This window comes from Nocardioides stalactiti (assembly GCF_014180715.1).
GTDB lineage: Bacteria > Actinomycetota > Actinomycetes > Propionibacteriales > Nocardioidaceae > Nocardioides > Nocardioides stalactiti.
Genome location: NZ_JACEFC010000020.1, coordinates 1 through 20,610, shown reverse-complemented (window position 1 = coordinate 20,610; position 20,610 = coordinate 1). Strand labels below are relative to the sequence as shown.

Annotated in this window: 24 protein-coding genes; 20 read left to right on the top strand and 4 right to left on the bottom strand. The window is 70.4% G+C overall.

The annotated features are described in order from the left end of the window. Nucleotides 1-7 precede the first annotated feature (7 nt). Genes H0487_RS06205 through H0487_RS06175 form a run of 7 tightly spaced genes read left to right on the top strand, consistent with a single transcriptional unit; the run spans nucleotide 8 to nucleotide 5,665 of the window. Entirely contained in the window at nucleotides 8-817 is an 810-nt protein-coding gene (locus H0487_RS06205) for a hypothetical protein (protein WP_183093356.1), read from the top strand. 57 nt (nucleotides 818-874) lie between these two features. Further along, a complete protein-coding gene (locus H0487_RS06200) occupies nucleotides 875-1,852 on the top strand; it encodes an NAD(P)/FAD-dependent oxidoreductase (RefSeq protein ID WP_312855842.1) in 978 nt (325 codons plus the stop codon). 2 nt (nucleotides 1,853-1,854) lie between these two features. Further along, the gene (locus H0487_RS06195; protein ID WP_183093354.1) at nucleotides 1,855-2,331 is read left to right on the top strand and encodes a pyridoxamine 5'-phosphate oxidase family protein; all 477 of its coding nucleotides are present in this window, start codon (nucleotides 1,855-1,857) and stop codon (nucleotides 2,329-2,331) included. Nucleotides 2,332-2,342: 11 nt separating this feature from the next. Further along, nucleotides 2,343-2,543 carry a ferredoxin gene (locus H0487_RS06190; protein ID WP_183093353.1) on the top strand — a complete coding sequence of 67 codons (201 nt, stop codon included), beginning with the start codon at nucleotides 2,343-2,345 and terminating at the stop codon, nucleotides 2,541-2,543. Then, nucleotides 2,540-3,436, top strand: a complete 897-nt coding sequence (locus H0487_RS06185; RefSeq protein WP_183093352.1) for a 3-oxoacyl-ACP reductase — start codon at nucleotides 2,540-2,542, stop codon at nucleotides 3,434-3,436. Before H0487_RS06190 ends, H0487_RS06185 begins: the two co-directional genes overlap by 4 nt. Nucleotides 3,437-3,456: 20 nt before the next feature. Continuing rightward, on the top strand, nucleotides 3,457-4,212 hold the full coding sequence (locus tag H0487_RS06180; protein ID WP_183093351.1) for an SDR family NAD(P)-dependent oxidoreductase: 756 nt from the start codon (nucleotides 3,457-3,459) through the stop codon (nucleotides 4,210-4,212). Between the two features lie 58 nt (nucleotides 4,213-4,270). Beyond that, a complete protein-coding gene (locus H0487_RS06175; RefSeq protein ID WP_312855841.1) occupies nucleotides 4,271-5,665 on the top strand; it encodes an NAD(P)-binding protein in 1,395 nt (464 codons plus the stop codon). Here H0487_RS06175 and H0487_RS06170 read toward each other — a convergent pair. Both H0487_RS06170 and H0487_RS06165 read right to left on the bottom strand, forming a co-directional pair. Continuing rightward, the gene (locus tag H0487_RS06170; protein ID WP_183093350.1) at nucleotides 5,652-6,854 is read right to left on the bottom strand and encodes a hypothetical protein; all 1,203 of its coding nucleotides are present in this window, start codon (nucleotides 6,852-6,854) and stop codon (nucleotides 5,652-5,654) included. The genes H0487_RS06175 and H0487_RS06170 overlap by 14 nt on opposite strands. A 56-nt stretch (nucleotides 6,855-6,910) precedes the next feature. Further along, complete coding sequence (locus H0487_RS06165) at nucleotides 6,911-7,759, bottom strand: LLM class F420-dependent oxidoreductase (protein WP_183093349.1); 849 nt, start codon at nucleotides 7,757-7,759, stop codon at nucleotides 6,911-6,913. Between the two features lie 68 nt (nucleotides 7,760-7,827). On the opposite strand from H0487_RS06165, the gene H0487_RS06160 reads away from it, so the two are divergent. The 9 genes from H0487_RS06160 to H0487_RS06120 are packed head-to-tail and all read left to right on the top strand — an operon-like array spanning nucleotide 7,828 to nucleotide 15,388. Next, nucleotides 7,828-8,415 (top strand): TetR/AcrR family transcriptional regulator, encoded by a 588-nt coding sequence (locus H0487_RS06160; protein ID WP_183093348.1) that lies wholly within the window; start codon nucleotides 7,828-7,830, stop codon nucleotides 8,413-8,415. Next, nucleotides 8,415-9,665 carry a cytochrome P450 gene (locus H0487_RS06155; protein ID WP_183093347.1) on the top strand — a complete coding sequence of 417 codons (1,251 nt, stop codon included), beginning with the start codon at nucleotides 8,415-8,417 and terminating at the stop codon, nucleotides 9,663-9,665. Before H0487_RS06160 ends, H0487_RS06155 begins: the two co-directional genes overlap by 1 nt. After that, nucleotides 9,665-10,477, top strand: a complete 813-nt coding sequence (locus H0487_RS06150) for an SDR family oxidoreductase (protein WP_183093346.1) — start codon at nucleotides 9,665-9,667, stop codon at nucleotides 10,475-10,477. The genes H0487_RS06155 and H0487_RS06150 overlap by 1 nt, the downstream gene beginning before the upstream one ends. Beyond that, the gene (locus tag H0487_RS06145) at nucleotides 10,474-11,862 is read left to right on the top strand and encodes a cytochrome P450 (protein WP_183093345.1); all 1,389 of its coding nucleotides are present in this window, start codon (nucleotides 10,474-10,476) and stop codon (nucleotides 11,860-11,862) included. Before H0487_RS06150 ends, H0487_RS06145 begins: the two co-directional genes overlap by 4 nt. Then, nucleotides 11,855-12,070, top strand: a complete 216-nt coding sequence (locus tag H0487_RS06140; RefSeq protein WP_220793130.1) for a ferredoxin — start codon at nucleotides 11,855-11,857, stop codon at nucleotides 12,068-12,070. Before H0487_RS06145 ends, H0487_RS06140 begins: the two co-directional genes overlap by 8 nt. 1 nt (nucleotide 12,071) lies before the next feature. Next, nucleotides 12,072-12,707, top strand: a complete 636-nt coding sequence (locus tag H0487_RS06135) for a nuclear transport factor 2 family protein (RefSeq protein ID WP_183093344.1) — start codon at nucleotides 12,072-12,074, stop codon at nucleotides 12,705-12,707. Then, the gene (locus H0487_RS06130; RefSeq protein WP_183093343.1) at nucleotides 12,704-14,173 is read left to right on the top strand and encodes an aldehyde dehydrogenase; all 1,470 of its coding nucleotides are present in this window, start codon (nucleotides 12,704-12,706) and stop codon (nucleotides 14,171-14,173) included. Before H0487_RS06135 ends, H0487_RS06130 begins: the two co-directional genes overlap by 4 nt. A 26-nt stretch (nucleotides 14,174-14,199) precedes the next feature. Then, nucleotides 14,200-14,955, top strand: coding sequence for an SDR family oxidoreductase (locus tag H0487_RS06125; protein WP_183093342.1), 756 nt, complete (start codon nucleotides 14,200-14,202; stop codon nucleotides 14,953-14,955). Between the two features lie 13 nt (nucleotides 14,956-14,968). Continuing rightward, nucleotides 14,969-15,388, top strand: coding sequence for a carboxymuconolactone decarboxylase family protein (locus H0487_RS06120; protein ID WP_183093341.1), 420 nt, complete (start codon nucleotides 14,969-14,971; stop codon nucleotides 15,386-15,388). A 20-nt stretch (nucleotides 15,389-15,408) separates the two neighbouring features. On the opposite strand, the gene H0487_RS06115 is transcribed toward H0487_RS06120, so the two are convergent. Beyond that, a complete protein-coding gene (locus H0487_RS06115) occupies nucleotides 15,409-16,026 on the bottom strand; it encodes a TetR family transcriptional regulator (protein WP_183093340.1) in 618 nt (205 codons plus the stop codon). A 227-nt stretch (nucleotides 16,027-16,253) separates the two neighbouring features. Here H0487_RS06115 and H0487_RS06110 point away from each other — a divergent pair, with 227 nt between their 5' ends. From H0487_RS06110 to H0487_RS06100, 3 genes are read left to right on the top strand one after another with little or no spacing between them, the layout of a single operon-like run. Continuing rightward, nucleotides 16,254-17,555, top strand: a complete 1,302-nt coding sequence (locus H0487_RS06110) for a glycosyltransferase family 4 protein (RefSeq protein WP_183093339.1) — start codon at nucleotides 16,254-16,256, stop codon at nucleotides 17,553-17,555. Further along, a complete protein-coding gene (locus H0487_RS06105) occupies nucleotides 17,542-18,291 on the top strand; it encodes a class I SAM-dependent methyltransferase (protein WP_183093338.1) in 750 nt (249 codons plus the stop codon). The genes H0487_RS06110 and H0487_RS06105 overlap by 14 nt, the downstream gene beginning before the upstream one ends. Further along, nucleotides 18,288-19,436, top strand: coding sequence for a prenyltransferase/squalene oxidase repeat-containing protein (locus tag H0487_RS06100; RefSeq protein ID WP_312855840.1), 1,149 nt, complete (start codon nucleotides 18,288-18,290; stop codon nucleotides 19,434-19,436). The genes H0487_RS06105 and H0487_RS06100 overlap by 4 nt, the downstream gene beginning before the upstream one ends. On the opposite strand, the gene H0487_RS06095 is transcribed toward H0487_RS06100, so the two are convergent. Further along, complete coding sequence (locus tag H0487_RS06095) at nucleotides 19,410-20,075, bottom strand: class I SAM-dependent methyltransferase (protein WP_312855839.1); 666 nt, start codon at nucleotides 20,073-20,075, stop codon at nucleotides 19,410-19,412. The genes H0487_RS06100 and H0487_RS06095 overlap by 27 nt on opposite strands. 64 nt (nucleotides 20,076-20,139) lie before the next feature. Between H0487_RS06095 and H0487_RS06090 the strand changes: the two genes are divergently transcribed. Beyond that, nucleotides 20,140-20,610, top strand: a 471-nt coding sequence (locus H0487_RS06090; protein WP_183093337.1) for an acyl-CoA dehydrogenase family protein, incomplete at its 3' end; no start/stop codon positions are given.

Here is a 20,610-nt window from a genome sequence, read left to right as displayed (position 1 = left end):
CCAGAAGATGAGCCGCCAGATCCCGCGCCGTCCGTCGCGTACCTCGACGCCCCGGCCCCGCAAGATCGCCGGTCGCGACGAGACCGCTGTCGATGCGACCGTCCCTGCCGATGCGCCTGCCGCTGACGCGCCTGCCGGGGCACCGGGGAAGCCCGCCGCCCCAGCCCCGCCGGCGGCTCGCAAGCCCTCGCTCGCGAAGCCTGCCGCCACGAGTCCTGCAGCCACGGAGCCTGCCGCCGACAGCGACCAGGGCTCCACCGGCCGGACCTCGACGCTGCTCGCCGTGGTCGGTGTCCTGGTGGTGCTGCTCGCCCTCCAGTGCGGTTGGTTCGCCTGGAACGCGGTGCGGGACGAGGCCGTCTCGGCGGCGCCTGCTGCGAGCCGCGACGAGGACGGCCCGATCGCCGTCCCGTCGGGCCGCCCGGTCGTCCTCAACCAGGTCTCCGTCCAGGGCGGCGTCGAAGCCGCCGCCGCGGCCGCCCAGGTGATGTTCGCGCGCAACTGGAAGACCTACGACCAGGGCGTCGAGGACGCGGTCGCGCTGATGACCGAGGACTTCGGCGAGGAGTTCCGCACCACCACCGACGACGTCGAGGCGGAGTTCGTCCGCAAGAAGACCGAGGTGCAGGTACGGGTGGTCGCCCAGAGCGTCGTCCGGGCCAACGAGACCGAGCTCGAGGCGCTCATCTTCCTCAACCAGTACGTCTTCCGTGGCGAGGGCGAGAACGGCACCTCGACCTACACGCCCTACCGGGCGCTGATGACGATGGTCCACACCGACGCAGGCTGGCTGGTCGACGGGGTCGACACCAAATAGGAAAACGGAGGGTGGGACATGCCCCACGAAGAAGTAGAACACGTTACAGTTTCTTCCGTGGAGCATGACCTGGTCATCGTGGGCGCAGGCCCGACAGGGCTGTTCGCTGCCTACTACGCGGGGTTCCGGGGGCTGAGCGTCGCCGTCGTCGACTCGCTGCCGGAGCTCGGCGGACAGATCACGGCGATGTACCCGGAGAAGGCGATCCTCGACGTCGCCGGCTTCCCGACGGTGAAGGGCCGCGACCTGGTCGCCGGCCTGGTCGCCCAGGCAGCGGTCTCCGAGCCGACGTACCTCCTGGAGCGCACCGCCACCACCCTCGAGCAGGACGCCGACGGCATCACCCTGGGCCTCGACGACGGCTCGTCGGTCCGGGCGAAGGTCATGATCATCACCGCGGGCATCGGCAAGTTCAGCCCGCGTCCCCTGCCGGCCGGGGACGGCTGGCTCGGCCGCGGCATGGAGTTCTTCGTGCCGAGCTTCGAGCCCTACGCCGGCAAGGACGTGGTCATCGTCGGCGGCGGCGACAGCGCCTTCGACTGGGCGCTCCACCTCGAGCCGATCGCCCGCTCGGTGGCGCTCGTCCACCGCCGCGACGCCTTCCGGGCGCACGCCCGCACCGTGGAGGAGGTGCGCGCCTCGTCGGTCGAGATCATCACCAAGGCCGAGGTCAGCGCGCTGCGCGACGCCGACGGCGGCAGCGACGGGGACCTCGCCGAGATCGACCTCACCGTCGACGGAGAGCTCATGACTCGCAAGGCGCAGGCGGTCGTCGCCGCGCTCGGGTTCATCGCGGACCTGGGCCCGTTGCAGCAGTGGGGGCTGGAGACCCACAAGCGCCACCTGGTGGTCGACAGCTCGATGCGAACCAACATCGATCGCGTCTTCGCGGCCGGGGACATCACCGACTACCCGGGCAAGGTGCGGCTGATCGCGGTCGGCTTCGGCGAGGCGGCCACGGCCGTCAACAACGCCGCCGTCGTCATCGACCCGACCGCGCACGTCTTCCCCGGCCACTCCTCGGAAGGATCCTGACGATGGCGAAACGAGCCAGTGGACGCGACGCGGTCAAGCTCACCGACGCCGAGGTGGCCGAGCTGCTCGGCGAGAACCTCAAGGTGCAGGTCGCCAGCAACGGTCCCGACGGCGTTCCGCACCTGACGACGCTGTTCTACATCGTCCGTGACGGCAAGATCGCGTTCTGGACCTACGGCCGCAGCCAGAAGATCATCAACCTCGAGCGCGACCCGCGGGTCAGCGCCCTCGTCGAGGACGGGGTCGACTACTTCGAGCTGCGGGGCGTGTCGATCCAGGGCCGGGCCGAGATCGTCCGGGACTACGACGCGATCTTCTCGATCGGCTCGGAGGTGGCGACGCGGATGCTCGCTGCCGAGTCCTTCGAGGCGCTCGGCGACTTCGGGCGCGAGACCGTCGAGAAGCAGGCGCAGAAGCGTGTGGCCGTGATCATCCACCCCGATCACGTCGCCACCTGGGACCACCGCAAGATGGTGTGAGGAGACAAGAAATGAAGATCAAGGTCGACTTCGACCTCTGCGAGTCCAACGCGATGTGCGAGGCGCTCGCGCCGGACGTGTTCGAGCTGGACGACGACGACTTCCTGCAGCTCAACACCGACGACGTCACGGCGGAGAACGAGCAGCGGGTCCGTCAGGCCGCCGCTGCCTGCCCGCGCGCCGCGATCACGCTGGTGGAGGACGGGGAGTGAGCACGAGCCTGGACGGCAAGGTCGCGATCGTCACGGGTGCCGGAGCGGGCCTCGGTCGCGCCGAGGCGCTGGCGCTGGCCGACGCCGGCGCGCGGGTCGTCATCAACGACCTCCCCGGAGCCGGGGAGGAAGCCGCGGAGGAGATCCGCGGCCGCGGCGGCGAGGCGGTCGTGGTCGCCGGCGACGTGAGCCGGCGGGAGACGGCCGACGCGATGGTCGCAGCCGCCGTGGACGGCTTCGGCAGCCTCGACATCGTCGTCAACAACGCGGGCATGACCCGCGACCGGATGCTCTTCAACATGGCCGACGAGGAGTGGGACGCGGTGATCGCCGTGCACCTGCGCGGCCACTTCCTGCTGAGCCGCAACGCTGCGTCGTACTGGCGGACGAAGTCGAAGGAGTCCGGCGCTCCGGTCTACGGCAGCGTCATCAACACGGCGTCGGAGGCGTTCCTCGGCGGCTCGCCGGGTCAGCCCAATTACGCGGCCGCCAAGGCGGGCATCGCGGCGCTCACGCTGTCCACGGCCCGCGGCCTGTCGCGGATCGGGGTCCGCGCCAACGCGATCTGCCCGCGCGCCCGCACCGCGATGACGGCCGACGTCTTCGGCGAGGACACCTCGGGCCAGGCGGTCGACCCCTACTCGGCCGACCACGTCGCGCCGCTCGTCGCCTACCTGGCGTCGCCGGCCGCCGAGCGTGTCACCGGTCAGGTCTTCGTCGTGTACGGCGGCATGGTCGCCCTCGTGGCGGCGCCGGTCGTCGAGCAGCGCTTCGACGCGTCCGGCGACCTCTGGACGCCGGACGACCTCGACAAGCAGCTCGGCGGCTTCTTCGCCGACCGCGACCCCGCGGTCGGCTTCGCCGCAGACTCGATCATGCAGCTCTCGGTCTGAGCAGGAAGAACACAGGAACCATGGGACGTCTGGACAACAAGGTCGCGATCGTCACCGGCGGCGCGATGGGTCAGGGTGCGGCCATCGCCCGTGCCTACGTCGCCGAGGGCGCGAAGGTCGTCATCGCCGACATCGCGAAGGAGCAGGGGCAGGCCCTCGCTGACGAGCTGGGTGGGAACGCACACTTCGCCCACCACGACGTGAGCGACCCGGCCTCCTGGGCCTCGCTGGTCGAGGACACCAACGAGCGGTTCGGGCCGGTCAACGTGCTGGCCAACAACGCCGGGCTGCTGCGGTTCGGGCGCATCGAGGAGATGTCGCTGGAGGAGTTCCAGCTGCTGGTCAACGTCAACCAGGCCGGTGTCTTCCTCGGCATGCAGGCGGTGTCCCGCACGATGCGCAAGAACGGCGGCGGCTCGATCATCAACGCCTCGTCGGTCGAGGGTCTCGCGGGCATGCCGTCGTGCACGGCCTACGCCGCCACGAAGTGGGCGATCCGGGGCATGACCAAGTGCGCTGCGATGGAGCTCGGCCCCAAGGGGGTTCGGGTCAACTCGGTGCATCCCGGCATGATCGACACCCCGATGACCCGGGTCCACGGTGGCGACGCGGCGATGGAGTTCGGGGCCTCGCGGGTGCCGTTGCGCCGGGTGGGCCACCCGGAGGACATCGCCCCGGTCTACGTCTTCCTGGCCAGCGACGAGTCGTCCTACATCAACGGCGCCGAGATCGCCGTCGACGGCGGAGTGACCTCCACGCACGCCTTCGGCGGGTAGTCCGCGGCAGCCTCCCGGTTCTGCCGCGCGTCGGGCGTCGGAGTGGCACCGTGGGGACGTGACCGCGCGCACGATGGACGCCGACTACCTGGTAGTTGGGGCGGGCGCGATGGGCATGGCGTTCACGGACGCCCTGACCGACCACGCCGACGTCCGGGTCGCTGTCGTCGATCGCCGCCACAGCGTCGGCGGGCACTGGCTCGAGGCCTACCCGTTCGTCCAGCTGCACCAGGCCTCGGCGTTCTACGGCGTGCCGTCCACCCTGCTCGGCGGCGGTCAGCTGCAGCAGCGCGGCCCGGAGGAGGGCCTCCAGGAGCGTGCGTCGCAGGCAGCCATCTGCGAGTACTACGCGCGGGCGCTCGACCGGCTGGTCGAGTCGGGGCGGGTCGAGTTCCACCCGGCGACCGAGTACCTCGGCGATCGCACCGTGGTGTCCCGGGTCTCCGGTCGACGGTGGGAGGTGCCTGAGCGCTGCCGGGTCGTGGACGCTCACTACCTGGCGCCGAGCATCCCGGCCGAGAAGCCGCCGCCCTTCGCGGTCGACGGCGAGGCGCGGGTGATCCCGGTCAACTCTCTCGTGCGGCTCGATCACGCACCCCGGCAGTACGTCGTCGTCGGCTCCGGCAAGACGGCGACGGACGCCTGCATCTGGCTGCTCGCCCGAGGGGTCGACGCGGACGCCATCTGCTGGGTCCGTCCGAGGGACCCCTGGATGATGAACCGCGCCGTGGTCCAGCCGGATCCGGCGATCTTCCTCGGCATGGTCGCGGACACGATGCACGTGGCGGAGCGGGCGGCCTCCCTCGACGGGCTGTTCCTCGGCCTCGAGGACGCCGGCATCATGCTGCGTATCGACCGCTCGGTCGTCCCGACCATGGCCAAGGCGCCCACCCTGGCCACCTGGGAGCTCGAACGACTGCGAACGCTGGAGAACGTGGTCCGGCACGGTCACCTCCGGTCGGTCGAACGCGGTCGGCTCGCGTTCGACGGCGCGTCCGTGGCCGTTGCCCAGGACACCGTCGTGGTGCACTGCGCCGCGGACGGCCTGAAGTACCCACCGCTCGTGCCCGTCTGGCGCCCCGAAGAGATCACGCTCCAGGCGATCCGCTCCGGATTCCCCTGCTTCGGAGCGGCCCTGGTCGGCTACGTCGAGGCGACCCGCGACGAGGATGCCGAGAAGAACCGGCTCTGCCCGCCCACGCCGTACGGCAACTCGACCGAGGACTGGGCCCGGATGACGGTGCTCGGCGCCCGCGCCGCTCAGTCCTTCTCCGCGGAACCTGACATCCAGGAGTGGGCGAGCCGGGTCGCGCTCAACCCGGCGCGGGTCGCACCCGGCCACCCCGGCTCGGCCGCCCTGGACGATGCCCGGGACCGGCTCGCTGCGCACGCACCGGCGGGCATCGCCCGCCTCGCGGAGCTGGCCGGCGTCGCGACCCTCAGACAGGGGTGATCGGCAGCGACAGCCGTGTCTCGAACGCGAAGTCGGTGCCGGTGCTGAACCGGGTCACAGCGACCTCCTTGAGCTCGGGAGCCGGCGCCGCGCGTCGTACGACGACGGCCGTCCGTGCGTCGCCGTCGGCGATCTCGACGTCGAGGTGCGGGTCGAGCGCCTGCACGATCGCGGACAGCGCGTCGGTCCACTCGGCGTCGACCAGGGTGATCCAGGCGCCGTCCTCGCGCGCGTGGCCCGGGCCGACGTAGGCAGCGGGGTTGAGCAGCGGGTGCAACGCCAGGAGGCGCCGCGCTCCATCCTCGTCCCGGCTGATCCCCAGGGCGCGCGCGATCCGCATCGCGCCGACGCCGGCGACTCCGGTCAGCTGCTGGCGGCGGATCCGGAGCAGCTGCTCCTCGCTCGCGCAGCGCGTCTCGAGCGCGAGGCGGAACGCCCGGTCCAGCAGGTGCATCTGGAGGCACACCTCGTCGGCGATCCGCACCAGCGCCGAGTGCGAGAACGCGGCGAAGTCGAGGTCGCTCACCAGCGGCCCCGTGTAGTCCGCGGCGCCGTCGTCGGTCGGGTCGATCGGGTCCAGGTCGAGCGTCGCGGCCCGCGACCGCTCGTTGACGGCGAGCGCGGGGATTCCCTGGGCCTCGGGGTAGGAATCGTCGATGATCACGGTCCACGCGCAGTGCGGGCTCCGGTCGGCCGGAACCCGCGGCGGGCGGTGGATCGGCCGCACCTGAGCGCGCGGGTTCGAGGCGATCGCGGTCGCGTCGAACGTCGGGTCCTCGATGTCGTGGCACATGCCCTTGACGTAGTCGGACCCCATCGGCTCCACGTCCATCAGCGCGCCGCAGTGGTCGAGCTGGAACTCGCCGTGCTGCGGGTCGTGGACGGTGTAGCGGAAGTCCATGAACTGCGGGGGAGCGCCGATGTCGAGCTGGAGTCCCTTGAAGATCGTCACCACGTCACCCTGGCCGGCGACCGCAGGCGCGTAGCCGAGGGCGTGCTGCATCCGGCGGGTGTAGATCGGGCTGGCTGCCGCCCACTCCTCGATGGCGATCTGGAGCATCTCGTCGCGGCCGAACTCCGCGATGCACCACGCCATCCCGGACCGGTCGATCATCTGCCCCATGAGGAGCAGCTCGGGAACCAGGACCGCGAGGTCCTCACGACTCAGGTCGCTGTAGTTGCTTCGCACCCGGTCTACCTGCTCTCTTCTTCGCACATCACGACATGTAGTCCGGGGACGACGAGTCAGCCGGAGAGGCCGAGGCGCGCCGCCATCTTGTCGAGGTAGGTGAGGACGGCGTCCTTGTCGCTGTCGGGCACGCCCCAGATCAGCTCGGAGGCGCCGGCGGCCATCCAGTCGGCGAAGTCCTCCTCGGTGGGCCGCTTGGCGACGAGGATCCGGACGTCGGGGGAGCCCTCGCGGCCGGCGTCGGCCCAGGCCTTGCGGAGCTTGTCGGCGTTGGCGGCGACCTCGGTGGAGGTCGGGGTGGTCATCCAGCCGTCGGCGTGGTTCGCGATCCACTCGAACGTCTTGGGGCCGGCGCCCGCGCCGATGATGACGGGGACCCGCCCCTGCGGGGGCTTCGGGTAGGCCCACGAGGGGCCGAACTTCACGAACTCGCCGTCGTAGGCGGCTTCCTCCTGGGTGTGGAGGGCCCGCATCGCCTCGAGGTACTCCTTGAGGACGGTACGGCGCTTGTCGGCGGGGACGTGGTGGTCGGTGAGCTCGTCGGTGTTCCAGCCGAAGCCGGCACCGATGGTGACCCGGCCGCCGGAGAGGTGGTCGAGGGTGGCGATGGTCTTGGCCAGGGTGATCGGGTCGGACTCCACGGGCAGGCACACGGCGGTGGAGAGCCCGATCCGCTGCGTGACGGCAGCGCAGGTCGCGAGCGAGACCCACGGGTCGAGCGTCCGCAGGTAGCGGTCGTCGGGCAGGTCCTCACCGCCGGTCGGGTGCAACGCGTCGCGGCGCACCGGGATGTGGGTGTGCTCGGGCACGTAGATGGTGTCGAAGCCGCGCTCCTCCGCGGCCACGGCGAGCTCGGCCGGCGTGATGCCGCGGTCAGAGGTGAAGAGAACGATCCCGTTGCGCATACGACCAGAATAAGAACACGTTCTAGATATGTCTTGCGTGATGGCGAAACGTCTCCTATGTTGGACACATGTCCAGCCAAGTGTCCGAAGCGCCGCGGCGTGGTCTGAACCCCCGCCAGGCCGACACGGTCGAGCGGTTGTTGGCCGCGGGCCTCGAGGAGCTCCGCGCCGTGGGTCACGAGACCCTCACGGTCCGGACCGTCGCCCAGCGCGCCGGCGTCTCCCCGGCGACCGCCTACACCTACCTCGCTTCCAAGAACCACCTCTTCGCCGAGCTCTTCTGGCGCCACCTGGCCTCCCAGGCCGCTCCGACCGCCGACGCGGACAGGTCTGCCGTTGAGCGGGTCCAGGACACCGTCCGTGGCCTCACCGCCCGGATCGTCGAGGAGCCGGCCCTCGCCGCCGCCGTCACGCCCGCGCTGCTGGGCAGCGACCCCGACGTCGAGCGGCTGCGGCTGCGGATCGGCGGGGAGTTCCTCAGCCGGTTCGAGTCGGCGCTCGCCACCCCCGACCGGGCCGCCGATCCGGCCGTGCTGGAGGTGCTGGTGCTGACCTTCTCCGGCGCGCTGCTCCAGGCCGGGATGGGACTGATGACCTACGACCAGATGGCCGAGCGGCTCGTCGCCGCCGTCGACGTGATCCTGCGAGGGAACTGATGACTGCTGCTCCGACCCGGCCCGACGGTGCCCTCCACTTCGACCCGTACGACTACCACTTCCACGAGGACCCGTACCCGACCTATCAGCGGCTCCGGGACGAGGACCCCGTCCACCACGCGGTCGGTGACGACATCTGGGTCATCTCCCGGCACGCCGACGTGTTCGCGGCGCTCCGGGACGACGAGACGTTCTCCAACCGGATGGGCGTCTCGCTCGACGCGACCGCGTGGAGCCCGGACGCCCACAAGGTGATGTCGTTCCTCGGCCTCGACGGCGCCGAGCAGGCCCGGGTGCGCAAGCTCGTGTCCGCCGCGTTCACCCCGCGCCGGGTGCGTGAGCTCACCCCCGAGGTCCAGGCGCTGACCGAGCGCTACCTCGCCTCGACGCTTGCGACGAACGCCGAGCAGGGCGAGGCGGACTGGATCCGCGACTTCGCCGGGAAGCTTCCGATGGACGTCATCTCCGAGATGATGGGCGTGCCCGTCCCCGACCGCGACGAGGTACGACGGCTCGCGGACCTGGTCGTCCACCGCGAGGACGGCGTCCGGGACGTGCCGCAGGCCGGCATGGAGGCCTCCATCGAGCTGATGACCTACTACTCGGCGATGGTCAAGCAGCGGCGGGCGAACGCGACCGACGACCTCACCTCCGCGCTCATCGCTGCGGAGGTCGAGGGCGAGAAGCTCAGCAACGGCGAGATCATGGCGTTCCTCTTCCTCATGGTCGTCGCCGGCAACGAGACCACGACCAAGCTGCTCGGCAACGCGCTCTTCCACCTGTCGGCGCACCCCGGCCAGCGGACCGAGCTGCTCAGCCATCCCGACGCCCCGGACACGCTGGTCGTGCCGTGGATCGAGGAGACGCTGCGCCACGACACGTCGAGCCAGATGCTGGCGCGCTACGTCGTCGCCGACACCGAGCTCGCGGGCGTCACCATCCCTGCCGGGTCGAAGGCGCTCGTGCTTCTGGGGTCCGCCAACCGCGACGACCGGGTTTTCAGCGACCCGACGACGTTCGACATCCACCGCGACCGGTCCGAGCTGAGCCAGATCCTCAGCTTCGGCACCGGCCGGCACTTCTGCCTGGGCGCCAACCTGGCGCGGCTCGAGGCGAAGGTGGTCCTCAACGAGCTGGTGCGCCAGGTCGAGCACTTCCAGGTCCACGCCGACCGCTCCGTCCGGGTGCACTCCACGAGTGTCCGGGGGTTCGCTTCGCTGCCCGTCACGTTCACGCCGAGGAGTGCTTGATGGCTGCGTCGCGCAAGCCCGCCCACCCCGACCGGCGCCCCGCCGTCGTCGCCGGAGCGTCGTCCGGGATCGGTGCCGAGACGGCCCGGGCGCTCGCCGCAGCCGGCTTCCCGGTCGCCCTGGGCGCCCGCCGCGTCGACCGGCTCGAGGAGCTGGCCGAGGAGATCCGCACGGCCGGCGGCGAGGCCTTCGTCCACCCGCTCGACGTCGCGTCGACAGAGTCCGTCGAGAAGTTCGCGGTGGCGGTGACCGCCGGCCTCGGCGCGGCCGAGGTCGTCGTCTGCAACGCCGGCCTGCTCTCGCCCGGCGGGCTCCTCGACGCCACCACCGACCAGCTCGCCGCGGAGTTCGACGTCAACGTGCTCGGTGCGCACCGCCTGATCCGCGCGTTCGGCGCCGGCATGGTGGAACGCCAGCGCGGCGACCTGGTGTTCGTGTCGTCCGACACCGCCGTCCGCGCCCGCCCCTTCATGCGCGGCTACAGCGCGACCAAGTCCGGCCTGGAGGGACTCGTCGAGGCCCTCCAGATGGAGCTCGAGGGCACGGGTGTCCGGGCCTCGGTCGTGCGGCCCGGCCCGACCTGGTCCGAGATGGGCTCCGACTGGGACGCCGACGCCGGCGCGAAGGTCCTCACCGAGTGGATCAAGTGGGGTCACGCGCGGCACTCCCACTTCCTCAAGGCCACCGCGATCGCCGACGCGATCGCGACCGTGGTGAGCGCGCCCCGCGGCGTGCACATCAGCCCGGTCGACGTGAACCCCGAAGCGCCACTGACCCCGCCCCCGACGCCTTCCCAGGAGGACCAGGCATGACGCTCGACGCCATCCCCGAGGTATCCACCGTCCTCGACGACCAGGGTGCCGACGTGCCGGCGATCATCAAGGGCACCGGGCACCTGCCCGAGATGCGGGTCGACCCGATCGGCCTGTTCCACCGGGTCCGCGAGGAGTGCGGCGACATCGGCCGGTTCCGGCTGGCCGACAAGGACGTCGTCCTGGTGACGGGCTCCGATGCCAACGAGGCCTTCTTCCGGGCCCCGGAGCACGTGCTGGACCAAGCGGCGGCGTACCCCTTCATGACCCCGATCTTCGGCAAGGGCGTCGTCTTCGACGCCTCGCCCGAGGAGCGTCAGCAGATGCTGAAGAACCAGGCGCTGCGCGGCGACATGATGCGCGGGCACGCGCAGACGATCGAGGCGGAGATCCGCCGGATGGTCGCCGGCTGGGGCGACGAGGGGGAGATCGACCTCCTCGACTTCTTCGCCGAGCTGACGATCTACACCACCTCCGCGTGCCTCATCGGCAAGCCGTTCCGCGACCAGCTCGACGGCTCGTTCGCCGAGATCTACCACCGGCTCGAGCACGGCACCGACGCCATCGCGTACGTCGACCCCTACGCCGACATCGAGAACTTCCGGGTCCGCGACGAGGCACGCGAGCAGCTCGTCGCGAAGGTGCAGGCCATCCTCGACGCCCGGATCGCCCGGGGCGAGGTGCCCAAGGAGGAGCGCGACCTGCTGGACGTCCTCATCGCCGTGGGCATGGACGCCGACTACATCACCGGCATCTTCATCTCGATGATGTTCGCCGGGCACCACACGTCGTCGGGCACGGCGTCCTGGGCGATGATCGAGCTGCTCCGCCACCCCGACGTGATGGCTGACGTCGTCGCCGAGCTCGACGCGCTCTACTCCCCGGACGCCGACGGCACGGCGCCTGAGGTGTCGTTCCAGGCGCTTCGATCCATCCCGGTCCTGGAGTCCGCGCTCAAGGAGACGCTGCGGCTGCACCCGCCGCTCATCATCCTGATGCGGCTGGTCCAGGAGGACTTCGAGCTGCTCGACCACACGATCCCCGCCGGGACGGTGATCGCGGCCTCACCGCGGGTGTCGAACCGGATCGAGGACGACTTCCCGAAGGGGGAGGAGTTCGACCCCGGCCGCTACGTCGACCCGCGCCAGGAGGACCTGCAGAACCGCTGGACCTGGATCCCGTTCGGCGCCGGCAAGCACCGCTGCGTCGGCAACGCCTTCGCGATGATGCAGATGAAGGCGATCTTCTCGGTGATCCTGCGCGACTTCGAGTTCGAGGCCGTGCAGCCGCTCGACTCCTACCAGGACGACTTCACCAAGATGGTGATCCAGCTCGCCCAGCCCGCCAAGGTCCGCTACCGCCGCCGGACGCGGGGCGGTGAGTGAGGTGGCGTTCAAGGTCGTCGCCGACACCGGCATCTGCCAGGGCCACCAGCTCTGCCAGGGCGAGGCCCCCGACGTGTTCGGCTTCGACGATGCAGCCGACGTCGTGGTCGTCCTCGACGAGCACCCCGACGAGTCGCTCCGCAAGGACGTGACGACTGCTGTGAAGTACTGCCCCGCGTTCGCGCTCTCCATCGAAGAAGAGGACTGAGATGACCGACTCCCTCACCCGGGCCGAGATCGAGGAGTTCTGGGACTCCTGGCTCGACGTCAACCGCCGCGCCGAGCAGAGCGGCGACTGGCGCGTCATGGCCGACTGGTACGCCGAGGACGCGACCTACGGCTGGATGTACGCCCCCGACGAGCACTTCATGGCGGTCGGCCGCGACCAGATCCGCGACTGGGCCATCGGCATCGAGATGGACGGTCTCGACGGCTGGCACTACGACTACGTCTGCACCCTCATCGACGAGCAGAAGTCGATGGTCCTGGGGTTCTGGAAGCAGCGGTCCGGGATCACCAACGACGAGACGGGGGAGGAGTACGAGATCCTCGGGCTCGGCGGCTCCTGGTTCGGGGTCGAGCGCCAGACCTCCGGCGCGGACGAGGGCACGATCAAGATCGCCTGGCAGCGCGACTGGTTCGACATGCCGTCGACCGCGCACACCTTCCTCGAGATCATCAAGGCCGGCAAGGCCCCCGAGACGTTGCTCAAGCGGATGTCGGTGAGTGGCCACGGCGTGCCCGGGCACTACCACTACAAGGACATCCCCTCGACCGTGTGGCCGCCGCCTGTCGAGCGCGGCGACTTCGTCACCCAGGCTCCAGCGCCGGAGGTGTCGGCATGAGCACCGCCTCCGCACTGCCTCCCGCCGCCCAGCAGCTGATCGACGGCAAGCTCGTCGCGGCGAGCGACGGTTCGTCGTACCCGATCCTCAACCCGGCCACGGGGGAGGAGATCGGCCACGCGCCCGACGGCACCGCGGCCGACATGGACGCGGCCATCGGCGCCGCCCGCCGCGCCTTCGATGATTCGACCTGGTCGACCGACCGCGACCTGCGGGTCCGCTGCCTCCGACAGCTCCACCAGGCCCTGCTCGACAACGCCGACGCGTTCCGTGCCCTGACCACCGCGGAGGTGGGCATGCCGGGGTTCATGATGATGGCCGCCGGGTTCGACGTGCCGGTCGACGGGCTGAAGTGGGTCACCGACCTCGCCGAGACCTACGAGTTCGAGTCCGACCTCGGGGTCGCCTCGCCGATGGGCATCCCGTCGCGCCGCACCGTGCGTCGCGAGGCGGTCGGGGTCGTCGCCGCGATCACGCCGTGGAACGTCCCGACCCAGATCAACCTCGCCAAGATCGGTCCGGCGCTGGCCGCCGGCTGCACCGTCGTCCTCAAGCCCGCGCCGGACACCCCGTGGGTGGCGGCCGAGCTCGGTCGCCTCGTCGCCGAGCACACCGACTTCCCGGCCGGGGTGGTCAACGTGGTGACGCCGCGCTCCAACGACGTGGCCGCGCTGCTGACGACGGACCCGCGCGTCGACATGGTCTCCTTCACAGGCTCGACCCCCGTCGGCAAGGCGATCATGGCGGCCGCGGCGCCGACGCTGAAGAAGGTCTTCCTCGAGCTGGGCGGCAAGTCGGCGGCGATCGCGCTGGACGACGCCGACGTCGCCGCGGTGGCCGGTGGCCCCGCGTCCGCCGCCTGCATCCACGCCGGCCAGGGCTGCGCCATCACGACCCGACTGATCGTGCCGCGGGAGAAGTACGACGAGGCCGTCCAGGTTGCCGCAGCGACCATGGAATCGATCGGGGCCAAGGACCCCGCCGACCCCGGCGCGATCTGTGGTCCGGTGATCTCGGCAGTGCAGCGTGAGCGGGTGGCGGCGTACTTCGACATCGCCAAGGCCGAGGGCGGCACCTTCGCCACCGGCGGCGCGATCATCGACCAGCCCGGCAACTGGATCCAGCCGACCGTCGTCGCCGGTCTCGACAACTCCTCGCGCCTCGCGCAGGAGGAGATCTTCGGCCCGGTCCTCGTGGTCATCCCGCACGACGGCGACGACGACGCCGTCCGCATCGCCAACGAGTCGGCCTACGGTCTCTCCGGCTCGGTCGACTCCGCCGACCTGGACCGCGCCAAGGCCGTCGCCCGGCGGATCCGTACCGGGACCCTCGCCGTCAACGGCGGCGTGTGGTTCAGCCCTGACGCACCCTTCGGCGGCTACAAGCAGTCCGGGCTCGGCCGCGAGATGGGTGTGGCGGGCTTCGAGGAGTACCTCGAGATGAAGACCATCGCCGAGCCGGCCTGACCTACCCCTGCGAACTGGAGAAGAACATGAGCAACCGTTTCGAGAACAAGGTCGTCGTCGTCACCGGCGCCGCCCAAGGCATCGGCGAGGCCTACGCCCGTGCCGCCGCGGCCGAGGGGGCGGCGGTCGTCGTCGCCGACATGAACGAGGAGTCGGGCGCCAAGGTCGCGGCTTCCATCAACGAGTCGGGTGGGCGGGCGATCTTCGTCGCCACCGACGTGTCGTCGGCCGCCTCCGCCGAGGCGATGGTCGCCCGCGTCGTCGAGGAGTTCGGCGGCATCGACCACCTCGTCAACAACGCGGCGATCTACGGTGCGATGGAGTTCAACCTCCTCATCTCGGTCGACTGGGACTACTACAAGAAGTTCATGTCCGTGAACCTCGACGGCGCCCTGGTGATGACCCGCGCGGTCTATCCCGAGATCGCCAAGCGCGGTGGCGGCGCGATCGTCAACCAGAGCTCGACGGCGGCATACCTCTACTCGGGCTTCTACGGCCTGGCCAAGGCGGCCACCAACAGCCTCACCCAGCAGCTCGCCCACGAGCTCGGCGGTCAGGGCATCCGCGTCAACGCGATCGCGCCGGGTCCCGTCGCGACCGAGGCCACCAGGATCCAGGCCGGCGACGCCGCGAAGGACATCGTGCGCAACTCGCTGGCGATCAAGCGGATGGGCGAGGTCGACGACATGGTCGGCGCCTGCCTCTTCCTCCTGTCCGACGAGTCGTCGTGGGTCACCGGTCAGATCCTGGCCGTCGACGGCGGCCAGACGTTCCGGCTGTAGGGGAGGCGCGCGGATGAGCGACGGCACGGGAAGTGCGGACAAGTTCGAGGGACTCTCCGAGCTCCGGCGCAAGGGCCTGGAGAAGATGGAGGAGGTCTACGGCTTCGAGATGTCCGACAGCGACGGTGACTTCTTCCGCTACACGGTCGAGCACCTCTTCGGCGACGTCTGGCAGCGCCCCGGCCTGTCCAACCGCGACCGCCGGCTGTTCCTGATCGGGATGCTGGTCGGGCAGCGCGCCAACGACGTGCTGACCATCCAGGTCCCGGCTGCCCTCGCCAACGGCGAGCTCGACGAGGACGCCCTGCGCGAGCTGGTCATCCTGGCGTGCCACTACGACGGATGGCCCAACGGCTCCCGGATGAACGCGGTCGTCGAGGACACGATCGCCAAGGCGCGCCGAGCGGCCGAGAAGGCCGCCCGGGACGACTGATGGTGCAGGGGCCCGCGGGCTCAGCGCAGGATCAGCCGGACCGCGGTCTCGATGTGGTGAGCGGTCTCGGGTGCCGTCGACCGGCCGGTCACCCAGGCCATCAGCGCCGAGAGCCACACGTCGCCGATCACCCGGGCGAGGACCACGTCCTCCTCGGTGATCGCGTCGGGCTCGGGGACCGTGCCGTGCATGGCATGGGTGACGATCGAGGTCATCGACATGCCCACCGCGTGGATCTCGCTGGCGACGCTGGCGTCGGCGAACATGAACGCGCGGGTGAGGGCCTCGGTCAGCTGGGGGTCGCCCTGCATGCCGCGGGTGAGCCGCTTGAGGACGTAGATCACGCGCTCGCCGGCGTCGTCGCCGGGGATCTCGCGCATGTTGAGGCGCTCCTGCGCGTCGGAGAACTGGGTCTCGAGCGCGGACACCAGCAGGTGGATCTTGGAGGGGAAGTAGCGGTAGAGCGTGCCGAGGGCGACGTCGGCGGACTCGGCGACGGCGCGCATCTGGACGGCGTCGAAGCCGCCGTCCTTGGCCAGCTCGTAGGTCGCGTCCAGGATCCGCTTGCGGCGGTCCCGCTGGGCAGCGCTGCCACTGTTGTCGGATCGCTCCTCGGACAGAGCGTTGGCGGTGGTCACGACAGTCTCCCCTGCGACGTCGGGTCGACCCGGGTGTGCCTCACGTCACTGGAATGGCGCACCCGAGCCGGAATGTTCAGATCTTCAGCGGCTGTCACGATGCCTCGCGACTGGACGCCCGAATATAGGCTACTCGTACGTAGCCCATAATAGGAACACGTTCTATGTTTGGGTCGGCCCCGCTCCACCGAGCTGCAGCGCCGGATCGAGAGTGAAGAGGAGTCGACATGCGGATAGCGATGCTGTCATACCGCAGCAAGCCCCACGTGGGCGGGCAGGGCATCTACATCCGGCGGCTGAGCCGCGAGCTCGTCGCGCTGGGTCACACCGTCGAGGTCTTCTCCGGTCAGCCGTACCCCGAGCTCGACGAGGGCGTCACCCTCACCAAGGTGCCGAGCCTCGACCTCTACCGACCGGGTGACGAGTTCCGCAACCCGCGTCCGGGCGAGTACCGCGACCTCATCGACGTCGAGGAGTGGCTGCGGATGCGCAGCGGCGCCTTCCCGGAGCCGATCACCTTCGCCAAGCGCGTGGTCAAGCTGCTCAAGGCGCGCCGCGACGACTTCGACATCGTCTTCGACAACCAGACGCTCGCCACGCCGATCCTCGAGGTCGAGCGCCACGGCCTCCCGCTGGCGTCGACCATCCACCACCCGATCACCATGGACCGGGCCATCGAGCTCGAGGTGGCCCCGTGGGTCCGCCGGAAGTCGAAGTCGAACCGCAAGCGGTTCACCCTGCCCGTCGAGTTCCCGAAGGTCGGCGTCTGGCGCTGGTACTCCTTCCTCAACGAGCAGAAGCGGACCGCGCCGCAGCTGCGCCAGGTGCTCGTCCCCTCGGAGTCCTCCAAGCGTGACGTCGCCCGCGAGTTCGGGGTCGACCCGGCCCGCATCGAGACGATCCTGCTGGGCGTCGACGACCGCTTCAGTGCGCCCACCGAGCCGCGGGTGAAGGGCCGGGTCCTCGCCATGGCGAGCGCCGACGCCCCGCTCAAGGGCATCCACATCCTGCTCGAGGCATTCGCCAAGCTCCTCACCGAGCGCGAGCTCGAGCTGGTCCTGGTGACCAAGCCCAAGGAGGGCGGCGTCACGGAGAAGCTCATCGAGAAGCTCGGCATCTCCGACCACGTGAGCTTCGCCAACGGCCTGACCGACGACGAGCTGGTGGCGCTGATGGGCTCGGCCGAGCTCGCCTGCGTGCCGTCGCTCTACGAGGGCTTCTCGCTCCCGACCGCGGAGCTGATGGCCTGCGAGACCCCGCTGGTGGTCTCCCGTGCGGGTGCCATCCCGGAGGTCGTCGGTCCCGACGGCCTCTGCGCCGACGTGGTCGAGCCCGGCGACGTGGGTGCGCTCGCGCACGCCGTCGGCGCCCTGCTCGACGACCCCGAGCGGCGGGCGCGGATGGGTGCCGCCGGTCGCCAGCGGGTGCTGGACCTGTTCAGCTGGTCGGCTGTCGCGGTGAAGACCGCCGCCGTCCTCGAAGACGTGATCGTGCAGTACCAGGAGGAGCGCACCGATGCTGACCGTTGATTTCGACCGACTCGGCCTCAAGCCGGGTGACCGCGTCCTCGACATGGGCGCCGGAGCCGGCCGCCACAGCTTCGAGATGTATCGCCGCGGCGCGGACGTCATCGCGTTCGACATGGACGCCGACGAGCTCGAGAACGTCCGCGACCTCTTCGTCGCCATGAAGGAGGCCGGCGAGGTCCCCGAAGGTGCCGAGGCCGACGTCAAGCAGGGCGACGCGCTCGCCCTGCCCTTCGCCGACGGCGAGTTCGACCGGATCGTCGCGGCAGAGGTGCTGGAGCACATCCACGCCGACGTCGACGCCATCAAGGAGCTGATCCGGGTGCTCCGTCCCGGCGGCACGCTGGCGATCTCGGTCCCGCGCTGGCTTCCCGAGGTCATCAACTGGAAGCTCTCGGACGAGTACCACAACGCCGAGGGCGGCCACATCCGGATCTACACCGACCACGAGCTCATCGACAAGGTCACCAAGGGCGGCCGGTTCAACGACGGCACGCCCGGCGACGCGATGGTGTTCGAGGGCAAGGGCTACGCCCACGGGCTGCACGCGCCGTACTGGTGGATCAAGTGCGCCGTCGGCGTCGAGAACGACGGCCACCCGCTCGCGAAGGCGTACCACAAGCTTCTGGTCTGGGAGATCATGAAGCAGCCCAAGACGCTCCAGCTCGCCGGCCGGGTCCTGGACCCGGTCATCGGCAAGAGCATGGTCCTCTACTTCCGCAAGCCGGAGTCAGCGTGACCCAGGAGATCCCGATCCTCGGCCTCGAGGTCCCGCTGGCGCGCCTCCCGTACGTCGACGGCGTGCTCAGCGCTGTCGAGATCGCGGAGTCCGCAGCATCGATCGCGGCCATGCAGGAGCCTTGCGGTGCGATCCCGTGGACCGTCGGCGAGCACGTCGACATCTGGAACCACGTCGAGGCGGCCATGGCGATGCTCGTCGGCGGCCAGGTCGCCGCGGCGGAGCGCGCCTATGCGTGGATCCCGACGATGCAGCGGGCCGACGGATCGTTCCCGATGAAGATCGTCAACGGCGAGGTCGACGACGAACGTGGCGAGGTCAACATGTCGGCGTACTTCGCCGTCGGCCTCTGGCACCACTGGCTGGTGCGTCGCGACATCCGTTTCGTCGAGCGCTACTGGCCGAGCGTGCGGGCCGCCCTCGACTGGGTCGTGTCGCTGCAGGACCCGTTCGGCGGGATCCGCTGGACCCCGGTCGACCACTACTGCCTGCTCACGGGCAACGCCTCGATCTATCACTCGCTCCGCGCCGGCGTCGCTCTCGCGGACCTGATGGACGACCCGCAGCCCGAGTGGGAGCTCGCCGGCGGCCGGCTCGGCCACGCGGTCCGCGTCCACCGTGACTTGTTCGCCGACAAGAGCACGTTCTCGATGGACTGGTACTACCCGGTCCTCGGCGGCGCGGTCCGCGACCGCGACGCGTTCGAGCTGCTCGAGTCGCGGTGGGACGACTTCGTGGTCCCGGGCCTCGGCATCCACTGCGTCGACACCAACCCGTGGGTGACCGGTGCGGAGACCTGCGAGCTCGCGATGGCGCTCGACGCCCTCGGAGACCGGCGCCGTGCGCTCCAGCTCTTCACCGACATGCAGCACCTGCGCGGCGAGGACGGCAAGTACTGGACCGGCTGGGTCTACGGCGACCCGCTCTCGGCCGACGACGATGAGCCGCGCAACGTCAACTGGCCCGACGAGCACACCACCTACACGGCGGCGGCCGTCATCCTGGCCGCCGACGCGCTGGGGGAGACCTTCGGTCACAGCAGCCCGGGCTCCGGGATCATGCGTGGGACGTCGCTCGCGCCGCACTTCCAGGAGATCGCCCTGGAGTGCGACTGCAGCTCAGAGAGCCTCGCCCGCCAGGCCTGACACGCGGCGCAGCACCCGCATCGAGCCGACCGCCTCGACCTCCTCGAACGCCCCGGAGGCGAGTGCGGGCAGGTAGATGAGCTCGTACGGCGGACGCCCGCCCTCGGCCGGGTCGGGGAACACGTCGTGGATGACGAGGGAGCCGCCCGCCTCCACCCAGTGCGCCCAGCCGGCGAAGTCGTCGCGCGCGGGCTGCTCGCCGTGGCCGCCGTCGATGAACAGCAGGCTGAGCGGGGTGCGCCAGTGGGCGGCGACCGTCGTCGACTGCCCGACGACGGCGACGACCTGCTGCTCCAAGCCTGCGCGGGCGATGTTCTTGCGGAACTGCCCGAGCGTGTCCATGAGACCGATCTCGGGGTCGACCACGCTGGCGTCGTGGTGCTCCCAGCCGGCCTGGTTCTCCTCCGACCCGCGGTGGTGGTCGACGGTGAAGACGACGGTGTGGTCGCCACCGACCTCGCGGGCGGCGGCGCCGAGGTAGATCGCCGACTTGCCGCAGTAGGTCCCGACCTCCAGCGCCGGTCCGTGGGGGAGCCGCTCGCGGGCGACCCGGTGCAGGAGCTCGCCCTCGTCGGGCGGCATGAAGCCCTTGGCGGCGAGCGCGTGCTCGAGCAGGTCCGGCGGCATCGTGTCGGTCACGCCTGAAGTCTAGTAGTCTTAGAACACGTTCTAGTTTTCTGACCGTCTGGACCAGGGGAGCAGCATGTCGATCGGCATCACCGACGAGCACGAGGAGCTCGCTGCGAGCCTGCGCAAGTGGGCCGCCAGCCTCGGTGCGCTGGACACCGTTCGCGCCGCCGAGAGCGACGTGGACGCCCGCTTCGACGAGGTCTGGTCATCGGTGGCCGAGATGGGTGTCGCGTCGATCGCCGTTCCCGAGTCCGCCGGTGGCGGGGGCGGGACCCTCCTCGACCAGGCCGTCGCCCTCGAGGCCTGCGCCTACGAGCTCGTGCCCGGTGGCCTCCTCGGCGCTGCGGTCGGCGGGATCGTGACCGGCCAGCCCGGCAGGCACGGCGTCCAGGTCCACGCCGGCGGTGTCGTCTGGGACGGCGGCACCGCCGGGACCGGCACCGCCCTCGCCGGCATCGACCTCAGCGCCCGGCACGCCGCTGCCGAGGGTGCGAGCCCGCTGGACGAGCGCGGTCGTCGTACGGCGATCACGCTGGCGGGCGCC